This window comes from Candidatus Njordibacter sp. Uisw_058 (assembly GCF_047730065.1).
Classification (GTDB): domain Bacteria; phylum Pseudomonadota; class Gammaproteobacteria; order Pseudomonadales; family Balneatricaceae; genus Njordibacter.
Genome location: NZ_CP159829.1, coordinates 2,595,417 through 2,613,791, shown reverse-complemented (window position 1 = coordinate 2,613,791; position 18,375 = coordinate 2,595,417). Strand labels below are relative to the sequence as shown.

Genomic DNA, 18,375 nt, shown 5'->3' with positions numbered 1-18,375 from the left:
CGACAGGAGAATATGATTATGACAGACCAAACTGTCAACACCCTAGCCGAGAAGGTAGGTGTCCCAGTTGAGCGTTTACTCAACCAAATGGAAGAAGCGGGCCTTACTCGCCGTGCAGCAACCGATGCAGTATCAGATGAAGAACGTAAGTCACTTTTATCTCACTTGCAAAAAGCCCATGGGGGAGAAGGTGATAATGCTGATGGGCCAAAGAAAATTACACTGCGGCGCAAGACCACCAGTACTCTGAAAGTTGCAGGTGCGGCAGGAAAGCGCACGGTTAACGTTGAAGTGCGTAAAAAGCGCACCTATGTTAAGTCTGAAGAAGACGATCAGGCGGCTGTGATCGAAGCAGAAAAAGTGGAGCTAGCAGCCCGTAAAGCAGGTGAAGTGGCTCAAGTAAAGGCAGACGCTGATGTGAAGTTGGCTACAGAAGCTGCCGCAGTCAAAGCTACTGAGGTGGCTGAAGCTGTAACGAGTGCTGACACCAATGTTGCAGTCATAGATACTGCAGATGATGCAGACAAAGCTAAATCAGACGCAGATGCTGTAGCAGCAAAAGTGGCAGCAGATGCTGAGGTGGCCCGTCAAAAGGCGACTGAAGATGCTAAGAAAAAACCGGCTCATCAAAAGACGTTTACTTCCCCAGATAAGCCCCGTGGTGGTGCCCCTGCAGGCAAGGGCAAAGGCAAGGGTCGCACTATTAGTGGGCGTGATGACCGCAGTCGAGGTAAAGCCTCACGCAGCAAAGGTAAGTTAGCAGCGCCTAAACGCTCTGGTAATGGTGAGCATGCTTTTGCAGTGCCTACTGAGAAGGTTGTTTATGAAGTCAATTTACCCGAGTCAATCACTGTAGCTGATCTAGCTCAGCGTATGAAAGTGAAGGCTGCTGAAGTGATTAAAGTGATGTTTAACATGGGTGCCATGGCAACCATCAACCAAGTCATTGACCAAGATACAGCAACCATCGTGGTTGAAGAAATGGGTCATACAGTGAAGTTGGTGATGGACGATGCTATTGAAACAGAGGTCGTTGAAAGCATTAATTACGAAGGTAATGAGATTACCCGCGCTCCTGTAGTGACGGTAATGGGCCACGTTGACCATGGTAAAACTTCGCTTTTGGACTCTATACGTTCCACCAAAGTGGCTTTTGGTGAATCGGGTGGTATTACTCAGCACATTGGTGCTTACCACGTTAAAACTGACAAAGGTATGGTGACCTTCCTAGATACGCCCGGACACGCAGCGTTTACAGCGATGCGCGCCCGTGGTGCTAAGGCAACAGATATCGTGATCCTAGTGGTTGCAGCAGACGATGGTGTGATGCCTCAAACAGAAGAAGCGGTGCAGCATGCCAAAGCAGCAGGAGTGCCCTTGATTGTAGCCATTAATAAAATGGACAAAGAAGGTGCAGATCCTGATCGGGTAAAGACCGAGTTATCTAGCCGTGAAGTAGTGCCAGAAGATTGGGGCGGTGAAACTCAGTTTATTCCAGTTTCAGCCAAGACAGGTGAGGGCATTGAAGCCTTGCTTGATGCGGTTTTACTTGAAGCTGAAGTGTTAGAGCTTACGGCTGTGCCAGAAGCTCCAGCCAAGGGTGTTGTCGTGGAAGCCCGCCTTGATAAAGGCCGTGGTTCTGTGGCCACTATATTGATTCAAAATGGCACCTTAAAGAAAGGTGATATTGTGCTGGCAGGACAACAGTTCGGTCGTGTACGGGCCATGTTGGATGAAAATGGTAAGCCAATTACGACTGCGGGTCCTTCTATCCCTGTAGAAATTCTAGGTTTGGGTGGTACTCCGGATTCGGGTGAAGACTTTGCAGTAGTGGCTGATGAAAAGAAAGCCCGCGAAGTAGCTTTATTCCGTCAAGGCAAATACCGTGATGTGAAACTAGCCCGTCAGCAAGCCTCTAAATTAGATGCTATGTTTGAGAACATGGGTAAAAACCAAGCCTCTGTTTTAAATGTTGTACTGAAGACAGACGTGCGTGGCTCTTTGGAAGCTTTAACCAGTTCCCTCATGGATATTGGGACAGAAGAAGTGAAGGTGCAAGTTGTCTCTAGTGGTGTGGGTGGTATCGCTGAGTCTGATGTTAACCTTGCCGTCGCATCCAATGCAGTGATCTTTGGTTTTAATGTGCGCGCCGACACACCTGCCAAGGCTTTAATTGAAAAAGAAGGCATTGATCTGCGTTACTACAGTGTTATTTACGACATTATTAACGATGTTAAAGCCGCGCTATCGGGTATGCTGGCACCTGAATTACGTGAATCTATCGTGGGTATAGCTGAAGTGCGTGAAGTGTTCCGTTCGCCTAAGTTAGGCCAAATTGCGGGATGTATGGTGACTGAAGGCACTGTTCATCGTAGTAAGCCTATTCGTGTACTAAGAGATAATGTCGTTATCTATCAAGGTGAGTTGGAGTCCTTGCGCCGTCACAAAGATGCAGTTACGGATGTTCGTAACGGTATTGAGTGTGGCATTGGAGTGAAGAGCTACAACGATGTGCGTGTGGGTGACCAGATCGAAGTCTTTGACACTATTGAAATTGAGCGTAGCTTGTAAGGGCTGATCATGGCACAAGAATATAGCCGCACCCAGCGTGTGGCAGACCAAATTCAGCGAGAGCTAGCGGCCTTAATCCAGCGTGAGGTGAAAGACCCTCGCGTGGGCATGGCCACAGTGAGTGCTGTAGAAGTATCCCGTGATCTTTCTCACGCTAAGGTGTTTGTGACGGTTTTAAATGGTGGCGAAGATCAGCAAGAGATTACTGAGTCAGTGAAGGCGCTTAACAATGCCTCTGGTTTTTTGCGTAGCCAACTCGGCCAACGCATGAAGTTACGCATTGTACCAACTTTGCGCTTTCATTTTGACGATAGTTTGTCTCGGGGTAATTATCTAAGCAACTTGATTGACCAGGCTCGGGCGTCAGACCCAGAGCAGGGCTCTAATGTCGAATAAGTCCTAATGGCACGTCAGCCCAAAGGTCGTTTAATCAACGGTATCCTTATTTTAGACAAGCCTACAGGCATGAGTTCAAATCATGCTCTGCAGCGGGTTAAACGGATGTTTGGGGCCCGTAAAGCGGGTCATACAGGTTCTTTAGACCCCCTAGCTACAGGGCTTTTGCCTATTTGTTTAGGTGAAGCCACCAAGTTTAGTCAGTTTCTATTGGATGCTGATAAGCGTTACCAGACGACTGCGCAACTGGGTGTGCGCACTGATTCCAGTGATGCTGATGGCAAGGTGGTGGAAACTAAGCCCTGTGAGCATATTACTGTGACAGACGTTGAAGCCCAACTACCCCAGTTTCGTGGTCTTATTAGTCAAGTCCCTTCCATGTTTTCTGCGCTTAAACACCAAGGCCAGCCTTTGTATAAGCTAGCCAGGGCAGGTAAAACGGTGGCCGTTAAGCCTCGGCAAGTAACCATTCATAACCTAGAACTGCTGAGCTTTAAGTATAGCCAAGTTCGAATGGACATCAGCTGCACTAAAGGCACTTATATACGCAGTATTGTGGAAGATTTGGGACTGGCGCTGGATTGTGGTGCTCACGTGGCACAATTAAGGCGCCTGCAGGCGGGCCCTTTTGTGGCTGAGCAGATGGTTACTTTAGAGGATTTACAAGGCATTATTGATGAGGCTACTCAGGGTCAAGTAGTCGAAGCAGGCCAGTGGCCCGACATCACTCCCGCTTTTTCAATGCTAGATCAACTATTAATACCAGCAGATACTGCCGTTTTATCATTAAATGCTGTACAATTACCCGCCCATGAAATTGAGGCGTTGCAGCAAGGTAAGGTTATAGACCATGCCACTGAATACGCCCCCTTTGATGTGGTGCGAGTGTACAACTCGCTTGCGTCTGATGCGACTGCCTTTATTGGTTTAGCTGAAGTGCAACCCGAAGGTCGCTTAAAAGCCAAACGCTTAATGAGCACTTAGGCCTTCATTTGAGTTCCGCTGTAAATATGCACGGTGTGAACGTTAACTAACCCTTAGCTCTCAATCACGAAGCTAGTGGGCATATTAATTATTGGAGAATTACCATGGCATTAACTGCCGTTGAAAAAGCTGCTGTTGTAGCAGATTACCAAACTGCCGAAGGCGACACAGGTTCACCAGAAGTTCAGGTTGCATTATTAACTTCGAATATTCTGGCACTGCAAAGTCACTTTAAAGAGCATCACCATGATCACCACTCCCGTCGTGGTTTGATCCGTATGGTGAACCAGCGTCGTAAGTTATTAGACTACCTGAATCGTAAAGACGCTGTGCGTTATGCTACGCTTATTGGTCGTCTAGGCCTGCGCCGCTAAAAATTGACTTTAAGGTGGCGTGCCTAATGTTATGCCCCTAAGACGGAGTAAAAGTTTACATTAGCTTGATACAAGCGGTGTCTTTTAGGACTCTTTTGGTTTAACGCTAGTCATCTACTTTAATTTTCAATTTAAAATGCCTGGGCAACTTGTTCCCATGGCAGCATAGAGGCTAGGTGACCATGTGGTTACTTAGCCTTTGTGGTTTTGACTGTAAACAATAAGAGAGGGTCGGCCCGTACTCTTATTCGCTTGGTGATAAAGCAAAGGTTAAGCTGAAACCTAAACCGAGTTAATAAGTGTACTGGTGGATTAGATCGCTCAGTTGCTTACAGATTCTTTATTTTATGGAGAGATATATGTCTATCATTACCAAAACATTTCAATACGGTCAGCAATCTGTAACCCTAGAAACAGGTCGGATTGCGCGTCAAGCCTCTGGCGCGGTGCTGGTCACCATCGATGATGCAATCCAAGTTTTAGTGGCCGTTGTCGGTGCTAAAACAGCAAAGCCTGATCAGGGTTTCTTCCCCCTTTCTGTGCATTACCAAGAAAAAACCTATGCTGTGGGTAAAATCCCTGGTGGTTTCTTTAAGCGTGAAGCGCGTCCATCTGAAAAAGAGACTTTAACCAGTCGCTTGATCGACCGTCCGATTCGACCTTTGTTCCCTAAGGGATTCATGAACGAAGTACAGGTTATTTGTACCGTTGTCTCTGCTGATAAGCAAAACGACACAGATATTGCTGCCTTAATCGGCACTTCAGCAGCTTTAGCCATCTCGGGCATTCCTTTTGCGGGTCCAATTGGTGCAGCGCGTGTTTCATATTCTGAAGATGCGGGTTACCAACTTAACCCAAGTTTTGAAGCTCAAGCCACATCAGATTTGGATATGGTTGTTGCCGGTACTGCTGACGCTGTGTTGATGGTTGAATCAGAAGCCAAAGAACTCAGTGAAGACGTGATGCTAGGTGCGGTGTTGTTTGCCCATGATGAAATGCAAGCTGTGGTTACGGCCATTAGCGAATTTGCATCACAAGCTGCGAAGCCAACTTGGGATTGGGTTGCTGAACAAGAAGACGCTTCCCTTAAGGCCTCAGTAACTGCGGCTGTTGGCGATGCTGTTGGTGAAGCTTACCAAATCAGCGATAAAATGGATCGTTATACCCGCTTAGGTGAAGTTAAGGCACAAGCCGTTGCAGCCCTATGCAGTGATAATGAAGGGTCACCTTCAAAGTCTGACGTATTAAGTATGGTGAGTAAGTTAGAAAAGCACACCGTTCGTTCACGCGTAGTGGCAGGTGAACCACGTATTGATGGCCGCGACAATAAAACAGTGCGTGGTATTAACGTAGAAATTGGTACATTAGCTAAGGCGCACGGATCTTCATTGTTCACTCGTGGTGAAACTCAGTCTATCGTAGTGGCTACCTTGGGTACGAGCAGAGATCAGCAGATCATCGACGCCTTAGAAGGTTCTCGTAAAGATCCGTTTATGTTGCACTACAACTTCCCTAGTTATTCTGTAGGTGAAACAGGCCGTTTTATGGGTCCTGGCCGACGTGAGATTGGACATGGTCGTTTGGCTCGTCGTGGTATTCAAGCCATGTTGCCAAGCCAAGAAGAATTCCCTTACACCATTCGTGTGGTTTCAGAGATTACTGAATCTAATGGGTCTAGTTCTATGGCCTCTGTATGCGGTGCTTCCTTAGCATTGATGGACGCAGGCGTGCCAATCAAAGCTCCTGTGGCTGGTATTGCTATGGGTTTGATTAAAGAAGATGCTGGCTTTGCTGTATTAACAGATATCTTAGGTGATGAAGATCACTTAGGTGACATGGACTTTAAAGTAGCAGGTTCTGCAGCTGGTATCACGGCTTTGCAAATGGATATCAAGATCCAAGGCATCACCGAAGAGATTATGGAAATGGCTCTTGAGCAAGCTCATGAAGCACGTATCCATATCTTGGACGAAATGAACAAGGTTATTGCGGTTCCTCGCACTGAATTGAATGACAATGCTCCCACCATGAAAACCATCAAGATCGACCAAGATAAGATCCGTGATGTGATTGGTAAAGGCGGTGCTACTATTCGTGGTTTGTGTGAAGAGACAGGCGCATCTATTGATATTGAAGACGATGGAACTGTGCGTGTATACGCTGATGACAAAGCTGCTGCAGAATTAGCTGAAGCTAAAATTCTTGAGATTACTGCAGAAGCCGAAGTCGGTGCCATCTACGAAGGTAAAGTGGAACGCATCGTAGACTTTGGTGCCTTTATTAACATTTTGCCTGGCAAAGACGGTTTGTTACACATTTCTCAAATCTCAAGTGAGCGTGTTGAGAAAGTCACTGACTACCTAGAAGAAGGCCAAACAGTCAAAGTTAAGGTTCTAGATGTGGATGCACGTGGACGCATTAAGCTGTCTATGAAAGATATGGAAGCCTAATTAGGCTGATTTAGTCTCAGTGAGTCTGAAACACTTCAGACTTTGACGAAAGCCCTTAAACCCGAAAGGTTTAGGGGCTTTTTTATACCCGCAAGACTACTAATGCGTCGCATATGGTAATATAATGGTCGCCTTTAGATTCATACCTCCATCCATTCGAAAGGCATCCCCTTGACCCCAGTGCAACAGATTTCCTTAAAAAAACAAAATATTAAAATTGTTTTATTAGAGGGTGTGCATCAATCCGCAGTGCAAGCTTTGCAGTCCGACGGTTTTGATAACATTCATTTTTACACCACTGCCTTGCCAGAAAGTGAGCTGGTTGAAGTATTAAAAGATGCTCATTTTGTCGGCATTCGATCACGCACTCAATTAACTCGACAGGTATTAGAGCAAGCGCAAAAACTAATGGCCATCGGTTGTTTTTGTATAGGGACTAACCAAGTCGACCTAGTAGCTGCATTGGAACTAGGTATTCCTGTGTTCAATGCTCCCTATAGCAATACTCGCAGCGTGGCAGAGTTAGTCATTGCTGAGGCTGTATTGTTGCTGCGGGGTATTCCAGAAAAAAATGCTAAGGCGCATCGAGGTCAATGGCTTAAGTCGGCCCATCAATCGTTTGAAATACGTGGTAAAAAGTTGGGTGTTGTTGGTTATGGGTCTATTGGCTCACAACTTGGGATCATGGCTGAATCGATGGGCATGGAAGTCATATATTATGATCAAATTACGAAGTTGAGTTTAGGCAACGCCAATGCGTGTGGCAGCTTAGCAGAGCTCCTTGGTGAAGCTGATATCGTAACTTTACACGTGCCAGAAACACCTTCCACTCATTGTTTAATGGGTCCTAAGCAGTTTGCCCAAATGAAAGATGGAGCCATTATCATAAACGCTTCTCGTGGCACGGTCGTCGACATTGAAGCCTTGGCCAGTTGTCTTAACAATGGCAAGTTACTTGGAGCCGCTATTGATGTGTTCCCTGTGGAGCCTCGCTCTAACAAAGACGAGTTCTTTTCTCCGTTAAGGGGTCTTGATAATGTCATATTAACGCCTCACATTGGAGGTTCAACGGTTGAAGCTCAAGTCAATATAGGGGTCGAAGTTGCTGATAAACTGATTCGCTACTGTGATAATGGCACTTCACTTTCTGCCGTTAACTTTCCAGAAGTGTCATTACCCAGTCATGAAAATACCCACCGGTTATTACACATTCATGACAACATGCCGGGTGTATTGTCGCAAATTAACAATGTGTTTTCTGAAAATAGTATTAACATTTCTGGCCAGTATTTGAACACGAATGAAAAAGTGGGCTATGTGGTGATTGATGTCGATGCCAGTTGCTCAGAACTCGCTTTAGGCAAGCTTAAACAGGTAAGTGGCACCATTAGCTGTCGTATATTGATTTAACGATGCAGTGTTTTAACGCCTTGTGTAGTGCCTAAAAATAAAATATCTGCCGGACGCTGTGCAAATAATCCATTGGTGACTACGCCTGTCAGTTGGTTAATCTGTTGTTCGAGACCTTTGGGGTCAACAATATCTAAACCATAAACGTCTAGGATCAGGTTGCCATTATCAGTTACAAAATCTTGCCGCCATTCAGGTTCACCACCTAGACCTACTAACTTGCGGGCCACATAACTGCGTGCCATAGGGATCACCTCTACGGGCAGTGGAAACTCACCCAAGACGTCAACTAGTTTTGACTCATCGGCAATGCACACAAAAGTTTCTGCCACGGCTGCAACAATTTTTTCCCGCGTTAAAGCCCCGCCACCACCTTTGATCAAATGCAGGTTTTCGTTGGTTTCATCAGCACCATCAACATAAAAGCTCATGTGTGGTACAACATTAAGTTCTAGGACACTGATGCCGTGACTTTTTAGACGCTCAGCGGTGGCTTCAGAACTTGCCACTGCAGAATCAAAACTGTGTTTGATACCAGCCAGGGCATCAATAAAGTAGTTTGCAGTCGATCCAGTACCGACCCCAACAATTGATTCTTGCTTAAGTTGAGGCACAATATGGTCTATGGCGGCTTGGGCTACCGCTTGCTTTAACTCGTTTTGATTCATGGACAGGGTCACTTTGGATACTAATGTCATGATTATACAGTAATTTACCTCGCACAATGTAGACGCTAGTTGCTTCTACCATTAAGATGATCACCTGAGTTAGACGGTCTATACGTTGTGAAAATATTTTACCGCACGAGAAAAATAATATGCCCCATCGTTATATTAAGAAAATTTTATCAGCCAATGTTTATGATGTGGCTGTTGAAACGCCTGTGAGCCCGGCGCGCAGCCTTTCGAAACGGATGGACAACAATATTCTGTTTAAGCGAGAAGACTTACAGCCGATCTACTCTTTCAAAATTCGAGGGGCCTATAACTGCATTTCACAGTTAAGTCAGGCGCAGCAGGCCAGTGGTTTAGTGGCTGCTTCGGCGGGTAACCATGCCCAAGGTGTGGCCATGTCGGCTAAGTACTTAGGTATTAATGCCACCATCGTCATGCCTAAGACTACCCCAGACATTAAGGTGAGTTCTGTCAGAGCTTTAGGAGCTGAGGTCATATTACATGGTGATTCATTTGCTCAAGCTTATGCGTATTCATTAACCTTAGTGGCTGACCAAGGCTTGGTATATATCCATCCTTTTGATGATGAGCATGTGATTGCAGGGCAAGGCACTGTGGCTGTGGAATTATTGCGGCAAGTTCAAGGCCATGTTGACGCCATATTTGTGCCGGTGGGTGGAGGTGGGTTAATTGCAGGTATGTCTGTTTACATTAAGTACTTGCGTCCAGATATTAAGATCATTGGGGTAGAACCCGAAGATGCTTGTTGTTTAAAAGTCGCCCTAGATGCGGGTGAACGGCTGATCTTGCCTGAAGTAGGTACCTTTGCTGAGGGAGTTGCTGTAGCTCAAGTGGGTAAGCTAAACTTTGAACTTGCCCAGCAGTATGTTGATGAAGTGATTACTGTTACCACCGACGAATTGTGTGCCGCCATTAAGGACATCTATGACGATACACGAGCGGTGACGGAGCCCTCAGGGGCTTGTGCCGTAGCTGGTTTAAAGAAATATGTTGAACGGGAACAGGCGAAAAACCAAACCCTTATTGCAGTCTCAACTGGCGCTAACCTAAATTTTGATCGCCTGCGCCATGTGGCTGAGCGGGCTGAGATAGGGGAAGGGCGCGAAGCTGTTATTGCAGCACAGATACCAGAGCGTGCGGGTAGTTTTAAAGGTTTTTGTAAAGCCTTAGGTGATCGCAATATTACTGAATTTAACTACCGGTATAGCAATGAGAGCCAAGCCCAAGTATTTGTGGGTGTGACACTTAAATCAGGCGAGGGTGGGCGTGAGCCATTACTTGAAGAACTCTCAAGTGCCAACATCTCTGCTGTGGATTTGAGTGACAATGAAATGGCTAAAACGCATATCCGCTATATGGTGGGTGGGCATGCCGCTGTTGAACATGAAGTCGTTTATCGTTTTACCTTTCCAGAGCGCCCGGGTGCCTTACTCAAGTTTTTAGACACCTTAGGCCAGCCGTGGAATATTTCAATGTTTCACTATCGCAACCATGGTTCTGCCTATGGTCGCGTGTTGGTCGGCATGCAAGTGCCCCCAGAAGACAAAGCCAAGTTTGAAGGCTATCTAGATGAATTGGGTTATGCCTTTAATGAAGAGACCCATAATCCAGCGTATCAGCTATTTTTAGCGCCTTAAACTGGAGCTTTGGCTCGTCACCGCGTTGCTCCTGTGGGTTAAAAGCAAGCATTAGTGAATCGATGAATGGCAATGCTAGCGACATACTGGGGACTTACTACAAACTTGCTAGCACTGTCATATTAGCAGTTTGCCTTCCATAAATTTAGCCAAATTTAGCTATTCTCAAGCTGGGTCGCTGGGTAGGGTGATGTCAACTCTAAGGCCACCCTCAGCTCGATTACTAGCTTCGATACTGCCACCTTGAGCACGTATAGCTTGTTCGGCAATCGCCATGCCGACACCATAACCGCCGCTTTGTTGGTTGCGACTGGCCTCTACCCGGAAAAAGGGTTCAAATAGGTGCTTGAGTGCCTCTTCTGGCACGCCTTCACCTTCGTCCTCAATCCGAATCACAACCGTATCAACATGGATTTGCACCTTTAAAAAGATGCGGCTATCTTTGGGGGTGTAACGTATCGCGTTGCGTAATATGTTTTCTACAGCCCTAGACACCAATTCTGGCTGACCGGTGAGAAAGGTCTGGGCAGCTTGTTGAAAATGAATCTGATGTTTTGATTGAGCTTCAAATTGAGCATCTTTAGTGAGTTTCAAAAGTAGAGCACTTAAATTGTAGGTTTCTTGATCAGGGCTTTGACCATTTTGTTCTAAACGCAGCAAAGTCAGCACTTGATCAATTAACGCGTTCATGCGTTCTATTTCACGTTCAATGCGTTGTAAAGACTGGTGTTCTGTATCAGGCAACTTGCGAGCCAATAACTCGAGGGCGATTTGCTGTCTAGCCAAAGGAGTTCTTAACTCATGAGAGATGTCTCTAAATAGCCTCTGCTGATTACTAACTAATAAGCTGATGCGCTCTGCCATGTGGTTAAAGGCCAGTCCAACTTCTCCAATTTCATCTTTTCTACTACCCACCAAAAACTGCCATGGTGTCTCTGAGTTGGGTAATCGGGTGTCTAGATTACCCCGGGCAAATGAGTCGGTCGCTTGTTTAAGCTTGCGCAAGGGGTCGGTGATCAGCCAAGTCACGAAGGCAGTCAATAGAGCCACAATAATCAAGGCTGTAATGATCTGCAGCATGGGTAAGTGCTTTAACCAAGTGGGGTAAGGGCCATTTTCATCCCGATGGGCTACGAAAGTGTAAATGCGGTTAGTACTACTCGATATGCGGTAGGGCTGAAAGCCCTTTAGGTGGCGTTCTGATAGCCTATTTTGAGTCAGAGGTAGAACAAACTGAAGCCAGTTTTTGGGCAGATTAGCGACGCTAACAGGGCGCCGTTTTGAATCTAACATAAACGCCTTTACATCAAACTTTTGGTCAATATAACGTAACCAAGCGGTTAACTCTGCGGTGCCATTGGTTTCATAAATATCCGCGGCCTGGATACCTAGACGCACCACCCGTTGGTATTGATCTTGGTCACGTTCTTGAAAAACAACTTCTGACAAAGTCACGACAGAAAAGATGGCAGCAATTAGAGTAAGCCAAAAAAAGAAAAATATTTTCCAATATAAACTACGGAATATGAGTGGCCACTTAATCATTGATGACGTACTGGTAACCAACGCCCCGAATCGTTTTTATACGCGGTTCATCGGTTAAAAACGGTCCTAACTTGCGTCTGAGGTTACTCATGTGCATGTCTACACTCCGGTCGTAGAGTGCTAGTTTCCTACCCAATGCAGTTTCTGTTAGCTCTTCTTTACTGAGCACTTGCCCCGCTTTCTCAAGCAAACTGGCTAAAAGATTAAATTCCGTACTCGTCAGGTCAAGGGCTTCGCCTTGCTTGGATACCATGCGCGTATTATGGTTTAGTTCAACATCTTCTAGCACCACAATCTGGCGACTGCTGTTAGCCTGCATACCTACCTTATCCATTTCTACACGCCTTAATATGGCGCGAATACGGGCAACAATCTCCCGTGGGTTGCAGGGTTTTGGTAAGTAGTCATCAGCCCCCATCTCAAAGCCAACGATGCGGTCTACCTCATCACTGCGAGCAGTCAGCATGAGTACTGGGGTTTTATGATTAATGCGAAATTGCTTGAGAAGATCTAGGCCATTCATTTTAGGCATCATTATATCGAGCACTAAGGCATCGTAATGGCCATTTAAAGCCATGTTGAGGCCTTGCTCACCATCAAAGGCCTGGTCTATTTCAAAATTCTCTAAAGCCAAAAACTCGCTCAATAATTCACTGAGTTCTTGGTCATCTTCGATTAATAAGATACTCGTTGTCATAACTTGAAAACCTCATTTTGGGCAGGACTGCACCGCTTCGACCGTGATTGTGCCACAGTTATTTGCTCGTTAAAGGCACAGATTGAAGATTTTACAGATTTTTACGTGTTTACTGTTGCACAAAAAGGGCAAAAGATAAGTGGTGAAAGACTCCCCAAGGTGGCGATTCCGATGGTTGCCCTGAACCCGAAGGTTCAAGGTGGGAGCTCCTGCAAAGGCGGAAGGCGTTCCAACAAGTGGACATGCACAAAGCGTATGCGAGAAGCACCCTGATTATATGAATCGGCTCAAGGACGTTATCGAATGTCGAGCACCACAGGGAGTCTTCGGCCATTATAGGCTGCTGATTTTAAGAAGGGAACCCACAATGTGCATTCAAAACTTAATTTAGGGTATCTGTGACGGTTTTATCAAGTTGGGCTAAAGCCGTTTCTAAGGTCTCCAATTGCATCTGAGTATCTATTAACTCAGCGCTCATATTGAGAGCTGCCATGACAGCCATGCGCTCTAGTCCCATGACACGTCCACTTGCTTTAATATTTTGCAGGGTTTTGTCTAAAGTTTCTGCGGCTCGGCGCAAATTAGCTTCTTTACCAGTGGGACAAGTGAGCGTGTAGTTTTGTTCTAAAATGGTCACTTGCACTGCTTCTAAGTCAGTCATGCTTGGTTTCCGTTGTTTGTTCAAACAAGCTGATCAAACCATTCAACTCATCTTCTAGGGTTTGCTGGTGGGCTCGATTAGATTCCACATGGGTGTCTTGATCTAAGTTGCTAGCAGCTTGTTGCTGCTGCACTTGTTGTTCTAACTCGACCACTCGGCGCTGCAATTGAGAGCGCTCAAGCGCTAAAGTGCGATGTTGGGTTAGCAACTGGTCTACATGATGTGCCAAGGCGCTGATAGTCGACATGTCTGGTCCACTTATAAGGTAATCTACCCTAGATTTTATAGTAAATAACGCTACTGTCTAGTAGGTCCTCCAAAAGCTCTAGAGAATGGCTACAGCTCAGGTATAATAAATGCTTAATTTGTTGCTTGAGCTAAACCCATGACTGATACCAAACCACAACTCAACTATGTATTTGATGATTTTGCAGACATGTTTGTCGAATTGGGGGCTTTTGGTACTCCGTCAGAATTGCATGGTCTGTTGACAGGACAGTTGGCTGCGGGTGTGCGCGCTGATGCTGAAGCTTGGTTAGCGATGGTAGTGGCTCATTTAGATGTGCAGGCCATTGAAGATGATGACGACAAAGCTGAGCTGGTGGTGCTTTACGATATGGTATTAGAGCAATTAACAGAAACAAATTTTGGACTGCAACTCCTACTGCCCGAGGATGATGCCGAGCTTGCAGGCAGAACAGAATCCTTGGGGGCATGGTGCACTGGATTTTTAAGTGGGTTTGGCTTAGGTTTTGATCATAGTAAACAAAAACTATCGAGTGAAATTACTGACTCCATGGAAGACTTAGCCAATATTGCTCAGGTGTCTTTTGATGCAGAAGATGAAGATCTAACAGAAGATAGCGCAGAAATAAGTTACGTAGAGCTAGTTGAATATGTTCGTTTGGCCGCCATAATGGTATTTGCAGAATTCAATTTACTGGCTGAAAGTGGACCACAGAAAGTGCCACAACAACTACACTAAGCGCCACAGCAGTACCACTAAATGCTAACGTAATGACCTTAGGGCAGATATCATGACTAAACTCGCCACCACCGAATACAACAATCGACGCCACGCTTTATTGAAAAACCTACCTCAAGGGGCGGTAGTCATAGTGCAGTGTGCCCCCGTGCATATCCGCAATGGCGACGTAGAACACGATTACCGACAAGACAGTAGCTTTTACTACTTGTCGGGCATGGTAGAGTCAAATGCGACCTTAGTGCTGGTCAATGGAGTGAATGGTCCATCCAGCACTATATTCTGTGCTAGTAAAAACAAGTTACAAGAAATTTGGCAAGGTCGACGTATAGGGGTAGATGCTGCGCCGGATGTATTGATGATAGATCAGGCCTACAGTAACGAAAGTTTGGCCGATAAGCTCATAGATTTGTTAGATGACGCTAGCCAAGTCGTCTATAGCTTTAGCCGGGTAGGCACGGGTGAATTAGTGCAACAGAGCCTTTCTATGTTGCGCAGATTGGCGCGTCAAGGCAAAATCTGTCCGACTCAACTAGCCGACCTTGATCCGTTAGTTAATGCCATGCGCTTATTAAAATCAAAGGCTGAAGTAGCTCAAATGGCAGCCGCTTGTGCTATTAGTGTGACGGCTCACAAACGGGCCATGAATGTCTGCAAAGTAGGCATGCACGAATATCAACTGGCTGCTGAATTACACCATCAATTCACCACCCAGGGCAGCCAGCGTCTGGCGTATGGTTCGATAGTTGCTGGTGGTGAAAACGCCTGTATTTTGCATTACACCAATAATGATCAAGTACTACAGGATGGTGATTTAGTATTGATCGATGCAGGCTGTGAGTTAGATCACTATGCTTCTGACATCACCCGTACTTTTCCCGTTAATGGCCGCTTTAGTGAGGCACAAAAAACTATTTATGAATTGGTATTAGCGGCTCATGAGGCAGCCTTGGCGTGCATTAAACCCGGTGCTGTCTATACAGATATGCAAGATGCAGCAGTGAAAGTGATCACTCAAGGGCTCATTGGAATTGGCTTATTGACCGGTGAGCTTGAGCAAAATATTGAACAGCAAACCTTTCGAAAATTCTACATGCACAACATTGGCCATTGGCTAGGTATGGATGTGCATGATGTGGGTGTATACAAGCTAGATGGCGTGTCTCGTCCACTGATTGCAGGCATGGTCACCACGGTTGAACCGGGTATTTATATTGATCCAGAAGATTTAGATATTGCCCCTCAATGGCGCGGCATTGGTGTGCGTATAGAAGACAATATTTTGGTGACAGACCATGGTTACCACAATCTTACTGCAAATTTACCAGTATCTGTGGCAGATATTGAAACTATAATGGCTAGCTAATGAATGAACATATAGAGCAACGCCCTGTGGGTAAGCAGATTAATAATAATTATGATATTGTCATTGTTGGCAGTGGACTGGTAGGGGCAAGTTTGTGTTTGGCTTTTGCTGGCACAGCAAAAGCCTACGGATTATCTATCGCATTATTGGATGCGGCACCAATTGCAGCAACCACTCCCTCGGCAGCGGGTGCTTTGGATGGACGTGCAACTGCGCTGGCTTTAGGTAGCCGTAATTTATTACATAGCATTGGTTTATGGCAGCACTTGGCACCCCATGCTCAGGCTATTAGCAATATTCAAGTGAGCGACCAAGGGCAACCATGGAAGAGTGAAATGCAGGCCGGTGATATGCAAACAGAGGCCTTGGGCTATGTACTGCAAAATCAGACGATGGGGCAGGTTTTCTTACAACAAATAACTCAACGGTGCAGTGAATTTGTGCATCTGATAGACCAAGCCCAAGTTACTGCTATCGATAATGCACGTCAAAATAGCCAACTAGAATATCAGCGACTTGGGCAGGCTCAAAGCCTCACTGCCCAGCTCATTGTGATGGCTGATGGTGGCCGCTCGGATTTGCGTGAACAACTGGGAATGTTTGATCAAGTGCAAACTTATGACCAAGTAGCACTGGTGGCTAATTTACAATTAGATCAAGATCATCATAGCCTTGCATGTGAACGGTTCACCTCATCTGGCCCGCTGGCTTTATTACCCTTGTCTTGCTTCCAAGGTAAGCATCGGGCAGCCCTAGTCTGGACCCAGCCCATTGCTCGCCAAAGTGAATTACAGCAATTGAGTGATGCTCAGTTACTAGAAGAAATACAACAGCAGGCGGGTTATCCCATGGGTGAGTTTCTTGCTATCGGTGATCGCCAAGTTTACCCTCTGAGTTTAAGTGTGGCACAAGAGCAAGCGCGTCAGGGACTTGCGGTGGTGGGCAATGCCGCCCATACCTTGCATCCGATAGCAGGCCAAGGCTTCAACCTTGCCTTAAGGGGTAGCTTTGCACTGGCACAAGCGGTGCTCAAGGCGTGTGAACAAGGCACGCCTATGGGTGACTTAACCAATTTAAATCAGTTCGTTGCTACCAGTCGCTGGGATCAAGAGCGTGTCATTAGTGCAAGTGACAAAGTGATGAAACTCTTTTCTAGTAAGAAACCACATTACTCGGCGTTACGCCAATTAGGTTTATTCACCATGCAGCAAATACCTGCAGTTAAAACTATTTTTACCCGTGCCGCCATGGGTTTGGATGTGCCCTTGTCCAAGGTCTTAGCCATGCCTCCTTTGGCCACTTCTAATTCCCGCAGCGCTACGAGAAAAGCTAATGAATCAGTTTGACGTTGTAATAGTGGGTGCTGGAATGGTGGGTGCTAGCCTTGCCTGTGGTCTTGTTGATACTGGTTTTAAGGTCGCATTAATTGAGTCGGAGGCCTTAAACCCAGCCCAAGATTGGCTGCCAGGACAAGTGGATGCTCGTGTGTCAGCGTTGAGTTTAGCCTCTGAAAACCTATTAAAAAACCTTGAAGTTTGGCCGCTAATTGAGAATATGGCGCGCTTTCAAGCCTATAGTGCCATGCATGTGTGGGATGCCTGTGGCACAGGTCAACTCGACTTTACCGCCGCAGAACAACATTTACCTTACTTGGGTCATATTGTTGAAAACTGCACCATTACTTCAGCGCTGCACCAAACCTTAGAATCCAAAAAATATCAGCTGTTCGAGCATAGCCAAGTGGTTGACATGAGTGCGCAAGAAATATCCCCTCGTTGTTTAACTTTGGCCAGTGGTGAACAAGTCAGTGCCACGCTGGTGGTTGGGGCTGATGGGGCCAATTCTAAGATTAGGCAATTGGCGGGGCTGCCCACTCGTGAGTGGGATTACCCTCATCACGCCTTAGTGACGCGAGTAAAAATAACCCAACCACACAAAAATACGGCTTGGCAACGCTTTACAGAGGACGGTATCTTAGCTTTTTTACCCCTCTCTAGTGCCATCGAAGAAGGCCCAGATGCTCATTATTGTTCCATTGTGTGGTCGCGACCTAAAGCCCAAGCAGAAGCGATGCAAGCCTTGTCAGAGGAAGACTTTTGCCACGCTCTGAGTCAAGCTTTTGAATACCGTTTAGGAGTCGTGACAGCCAGTGACAAGCGTTATGTGATTCCCCTTAGACAGCGTCACGCCAAGCGTTATGTGCAAGCAGGGCTGGTGTTGGTGGGTGACGCAGCACACACGATACATCCATTAGCTGGGCAAGGTGTTAATTTGGGCTTCTTAGATGTTGCCGCTTTAGTCGAGACGTTACAAAAGGCTCAACAACAAGGATATGCTATTTCCAGTGTTAAAACTCTAGAACAATATCAGTCGAAAAGGCGCGGTGATAATTTGCGTATGATGACCTTGATGGAGAGTTTTTCTCGATTATTTGCTAATCAACACCCCATGCTAAGTTTGCTCCGCAATACTGGCATGAACTGGGTACAAAAATTGAACCCGATCAAACAACATTTAGCACAACAGGCCATGGGTGTGGGCGCGCACTTACCGCCATTGTCACAAGCACCCAAACCAGAAAAACAGACCTTATAAGGACACAAT

The 18,375-nt window shown here is 46.1% G+C and carries 16 protein-coding genes and 1 other RNA gene; 11 read left to right on the top strand and 6 right to left on the bottom strand.

Translation table 11 applies throughout. The features are described 5' to 3' along the window. Window positions 1–18 precede the first annotated feature (18 nt). The 6 genes from infB to serA all read left to right on the top strand — a co-directional run bounded on the left by infB (window position 19) and on the right by serA (window position 8,185). Window positions 19–2,571, top strand: coding sequence for a translation initiation factor IF-2 (infB, locus tag ABXT59_RS12280; protein ID WP_443636415.1), 2,553 nt, complete (start codon window positions 19–21; stop codon window positions 2,569–2,571). A gap of 9 nt (window positions 2,572–2,580) precedes the next feature. Continuing rightward, window positions 2,581–2,967 (top strand): 30S ribosome-binding factor RbfA, encoded by a 387-nt coding sequence (rbfA, locus tag ABXT59_RS12275; RefSeq protein WP_443636414.1) that lies wholly within the window; start codon window positions 2,581–2,583, stop codon window positions 2,965–2,967. A gap of 6 nt (window positions 2,968–2,973) precedes the next feature. Continuing rightward, window positions 2,974–3,951: a tRNA pseudouridine(55) synthase TruB gene (gene truB, locus ABXT59_RS12270; protein WP_443636413.1), complete on the top strand. Its 978-nt coding sequence runs from the start codon at window positions 2,974–2,976 to the stop codon at window positions 3,949–3,951. Window positions 3,952–4,055: 104 nt separating this feature from the next. Then, window positions 4,056–4,325, top strand: a complete 270-nt coding sequence (gene rpsO, locus ABXT59_RS12265) for a 30S ribosomal protein S15 (RefSeq protein ID WP_443636411.1) — start codon at window positions 4,056–4,058, stop codon at window positions 4,323–4,325. 359 nt (window positions 4,326–4,684) lie between these two features. Further along, window positions 4,685–6,775, top strand: a complete 2,091-nt coding sequence (pnp, locus tag ABXT59_RS12260) for a polyribonucleotide nucleotidyltransferase (RefSeq protein ID WP_443636410.1) — start codon at window positions 4,685–4,687, stop codon at window positions 6,773–6,775. A gap of 180 nt (window positions 6,776–6,955) precedes the next feature. Then, on the top strand, window positions 6,956–8,185 hold the full coding sequence (gene serA, locus ABXT59_RS12255; RefSeq protein WP_443638622.1) for a phosphoglycerate dehydrogenase: 1,230 nt from the start codon (window positions 6,956–6,958) through the stop codon (window positions 8,183–8,185). Here the strand turns inward: serA and rpiA are convergent. Further along, window positions 8,182–8,853 (bottom strand): ribose-5-phosphate isomerase RpiA, encoded by a 672-nt coding sequence (gene rpiA / locus ABXT59_RS12250; RefSeq protein ID WP_443636408.1) that lies wholly within the window; start codon window positions 8,851–8,853, stop codon window positions 8,182–8,184. The two genes, serA and rpiA, sit on opposite strands and share 4 nt — an antisense overlap. Before the next feature lie 149 nt (window positions 8,854–9,002). Between rpiA and ilvA the strand changes: the two genes are divergently transcribed. Then, window positions 9,003–10,517 (top strand): threonine ammonia-lyase, biosynthetic, encoded by a 1,515-nt coding sequence (ilvA, locus tag ABXT59_RS12245; RefSeq protein WP_443636407.1) that lies wholly within the window; start codon window positions 9,003–9,005, stop codon window positions 10,515–10,517. 165 nt (window positions 10,518–10,682) lie between these two features. Here the strand turns inward: ilvA and ABXT59_RS12240 are convergent, their stop codons facing one another. From ABXT59_RS12240 to ABXT59_RS12220, 5 genes are all read right to left on the bottom strand, one after another. After that, complete coding sequence (locus tag ABXT59_RS12240; RefSeq protein WP_443636406.1) at window positions 10,683–12,062, bottom strand: ATP-binding protein; 1,380 nt, start codon at window positions 12,060–12,062, stop codon at window positions 10,683–10,685. Continuing rightward, on the bottom strand, window positions 12,055–12,759 hold the full coding sequence (locus ABXT59_RS12235) for a response regulator (protein ID WP_443636405.1): 705 nt from the start codon (window positions 12,757–12,759) through the stop codon (window positions 12,055–12,057). The genes ABXT59_RS12240 and ABXT59_RS12235 overlap by 8 nt, the downstream gene beginning before the upstream one ends. Before the next feature lie 147 nt (window positions 12,760–12,906). Further along, window positions 12,907–13,084: non-coding RNA, 6S RNA (gene ssrS / locus ABXT59_RS12230), on the bottom strand. 57 nt (window positions 13,085–13,141) lie between these two features. Continuing rightward, on the bottom strand, window positions 13,142–13,420 hold the full coding sequence (locus ABXT59_RS12225) for a cell division protein ZapA (protein WP_443636404.1): 279 nt from the start codon (window positions 13,418–13,420) through the stop codon (window positions 13,142–13,144). Continuing rightward, window positions 13,413–13,667: a hypothetical protein gene (locus ABXT59_RS12220; protein ID WP_443636402.1), complete on the bottom strand. Its 255-nt coding sequence runs from the start codon at window positions 13,665–13,667 to the stop codon at window positions 13,413–13,415. The genes ABXT59_RS12225 and ABXT59_RS12220 overlap by 8 nt, the downstream gene beginning before the upstream one ends. 138 nt (window positions 13,668–13,805) lie before the next feature. Between ABXT59_RS12220 and ABXT59_RS12215 the strand changes: the two genes are divergently transcribed. From ABXT59_RS12215 to ABXT59_RS12200, 4 genes are read left to right on the top strand one after another with little or no spacing between them, the layout of a single operon-like run. Then, entirely contained in the window at window positions 13,806–14,405 is a 600-nt protein-coding gene (locus tag ABXT59_RS12215) for a UPF0149 family protein (RefSeq protein ID WP_443636401.1), read from the top strand. Between the two features lie 52 nt (window positions 14,406–14,457). Then, entirely contained in the window at window positions 14,458–15,771 is a 1,314-nt protein-coding gene (gene pepP / locus ABXT59_RS12210; RefSeq protein WP_443636399.1) for a Xaa-Pro aminopeptidase, read from the top strand. Then, a complete protein-coding gene (locus ABXT59_RS12205) occupies window positions 15,771–17,117 on the top strand; it encodes an FAD-dependent monooxygenase (RefSeq protein ID WP_443636398.1) in 1,347 nt (448 codons plus the stop codon). The genes pepP and ABXT59_RS12205 overlap by 1 nt, the downstream gene beginning before the upstream one ends. Continuing rightward, window positions 17,104–18,366 carry a UbiH/UbiF/VisC/COQ6 family ubiquinone biosynthesis hydroxylase gene (locus tag ABXT59_RS12200; RefSeq protein ID WP_443636397.1) on the top strand — a complete coding sequence of 421 codons (1,263 nt, stop codon included), beginning with the start codon at window positions 17,104–17,106 and terminating at the stop codon, window positions 18,364–18,366. Before ABXT59_RS12205 ends, ABXT59_RS12200 begins: the two co-directional genes overlap by 14 nt. Window positions 18,367–18,375: the final 9 nt, after the last annotated feature.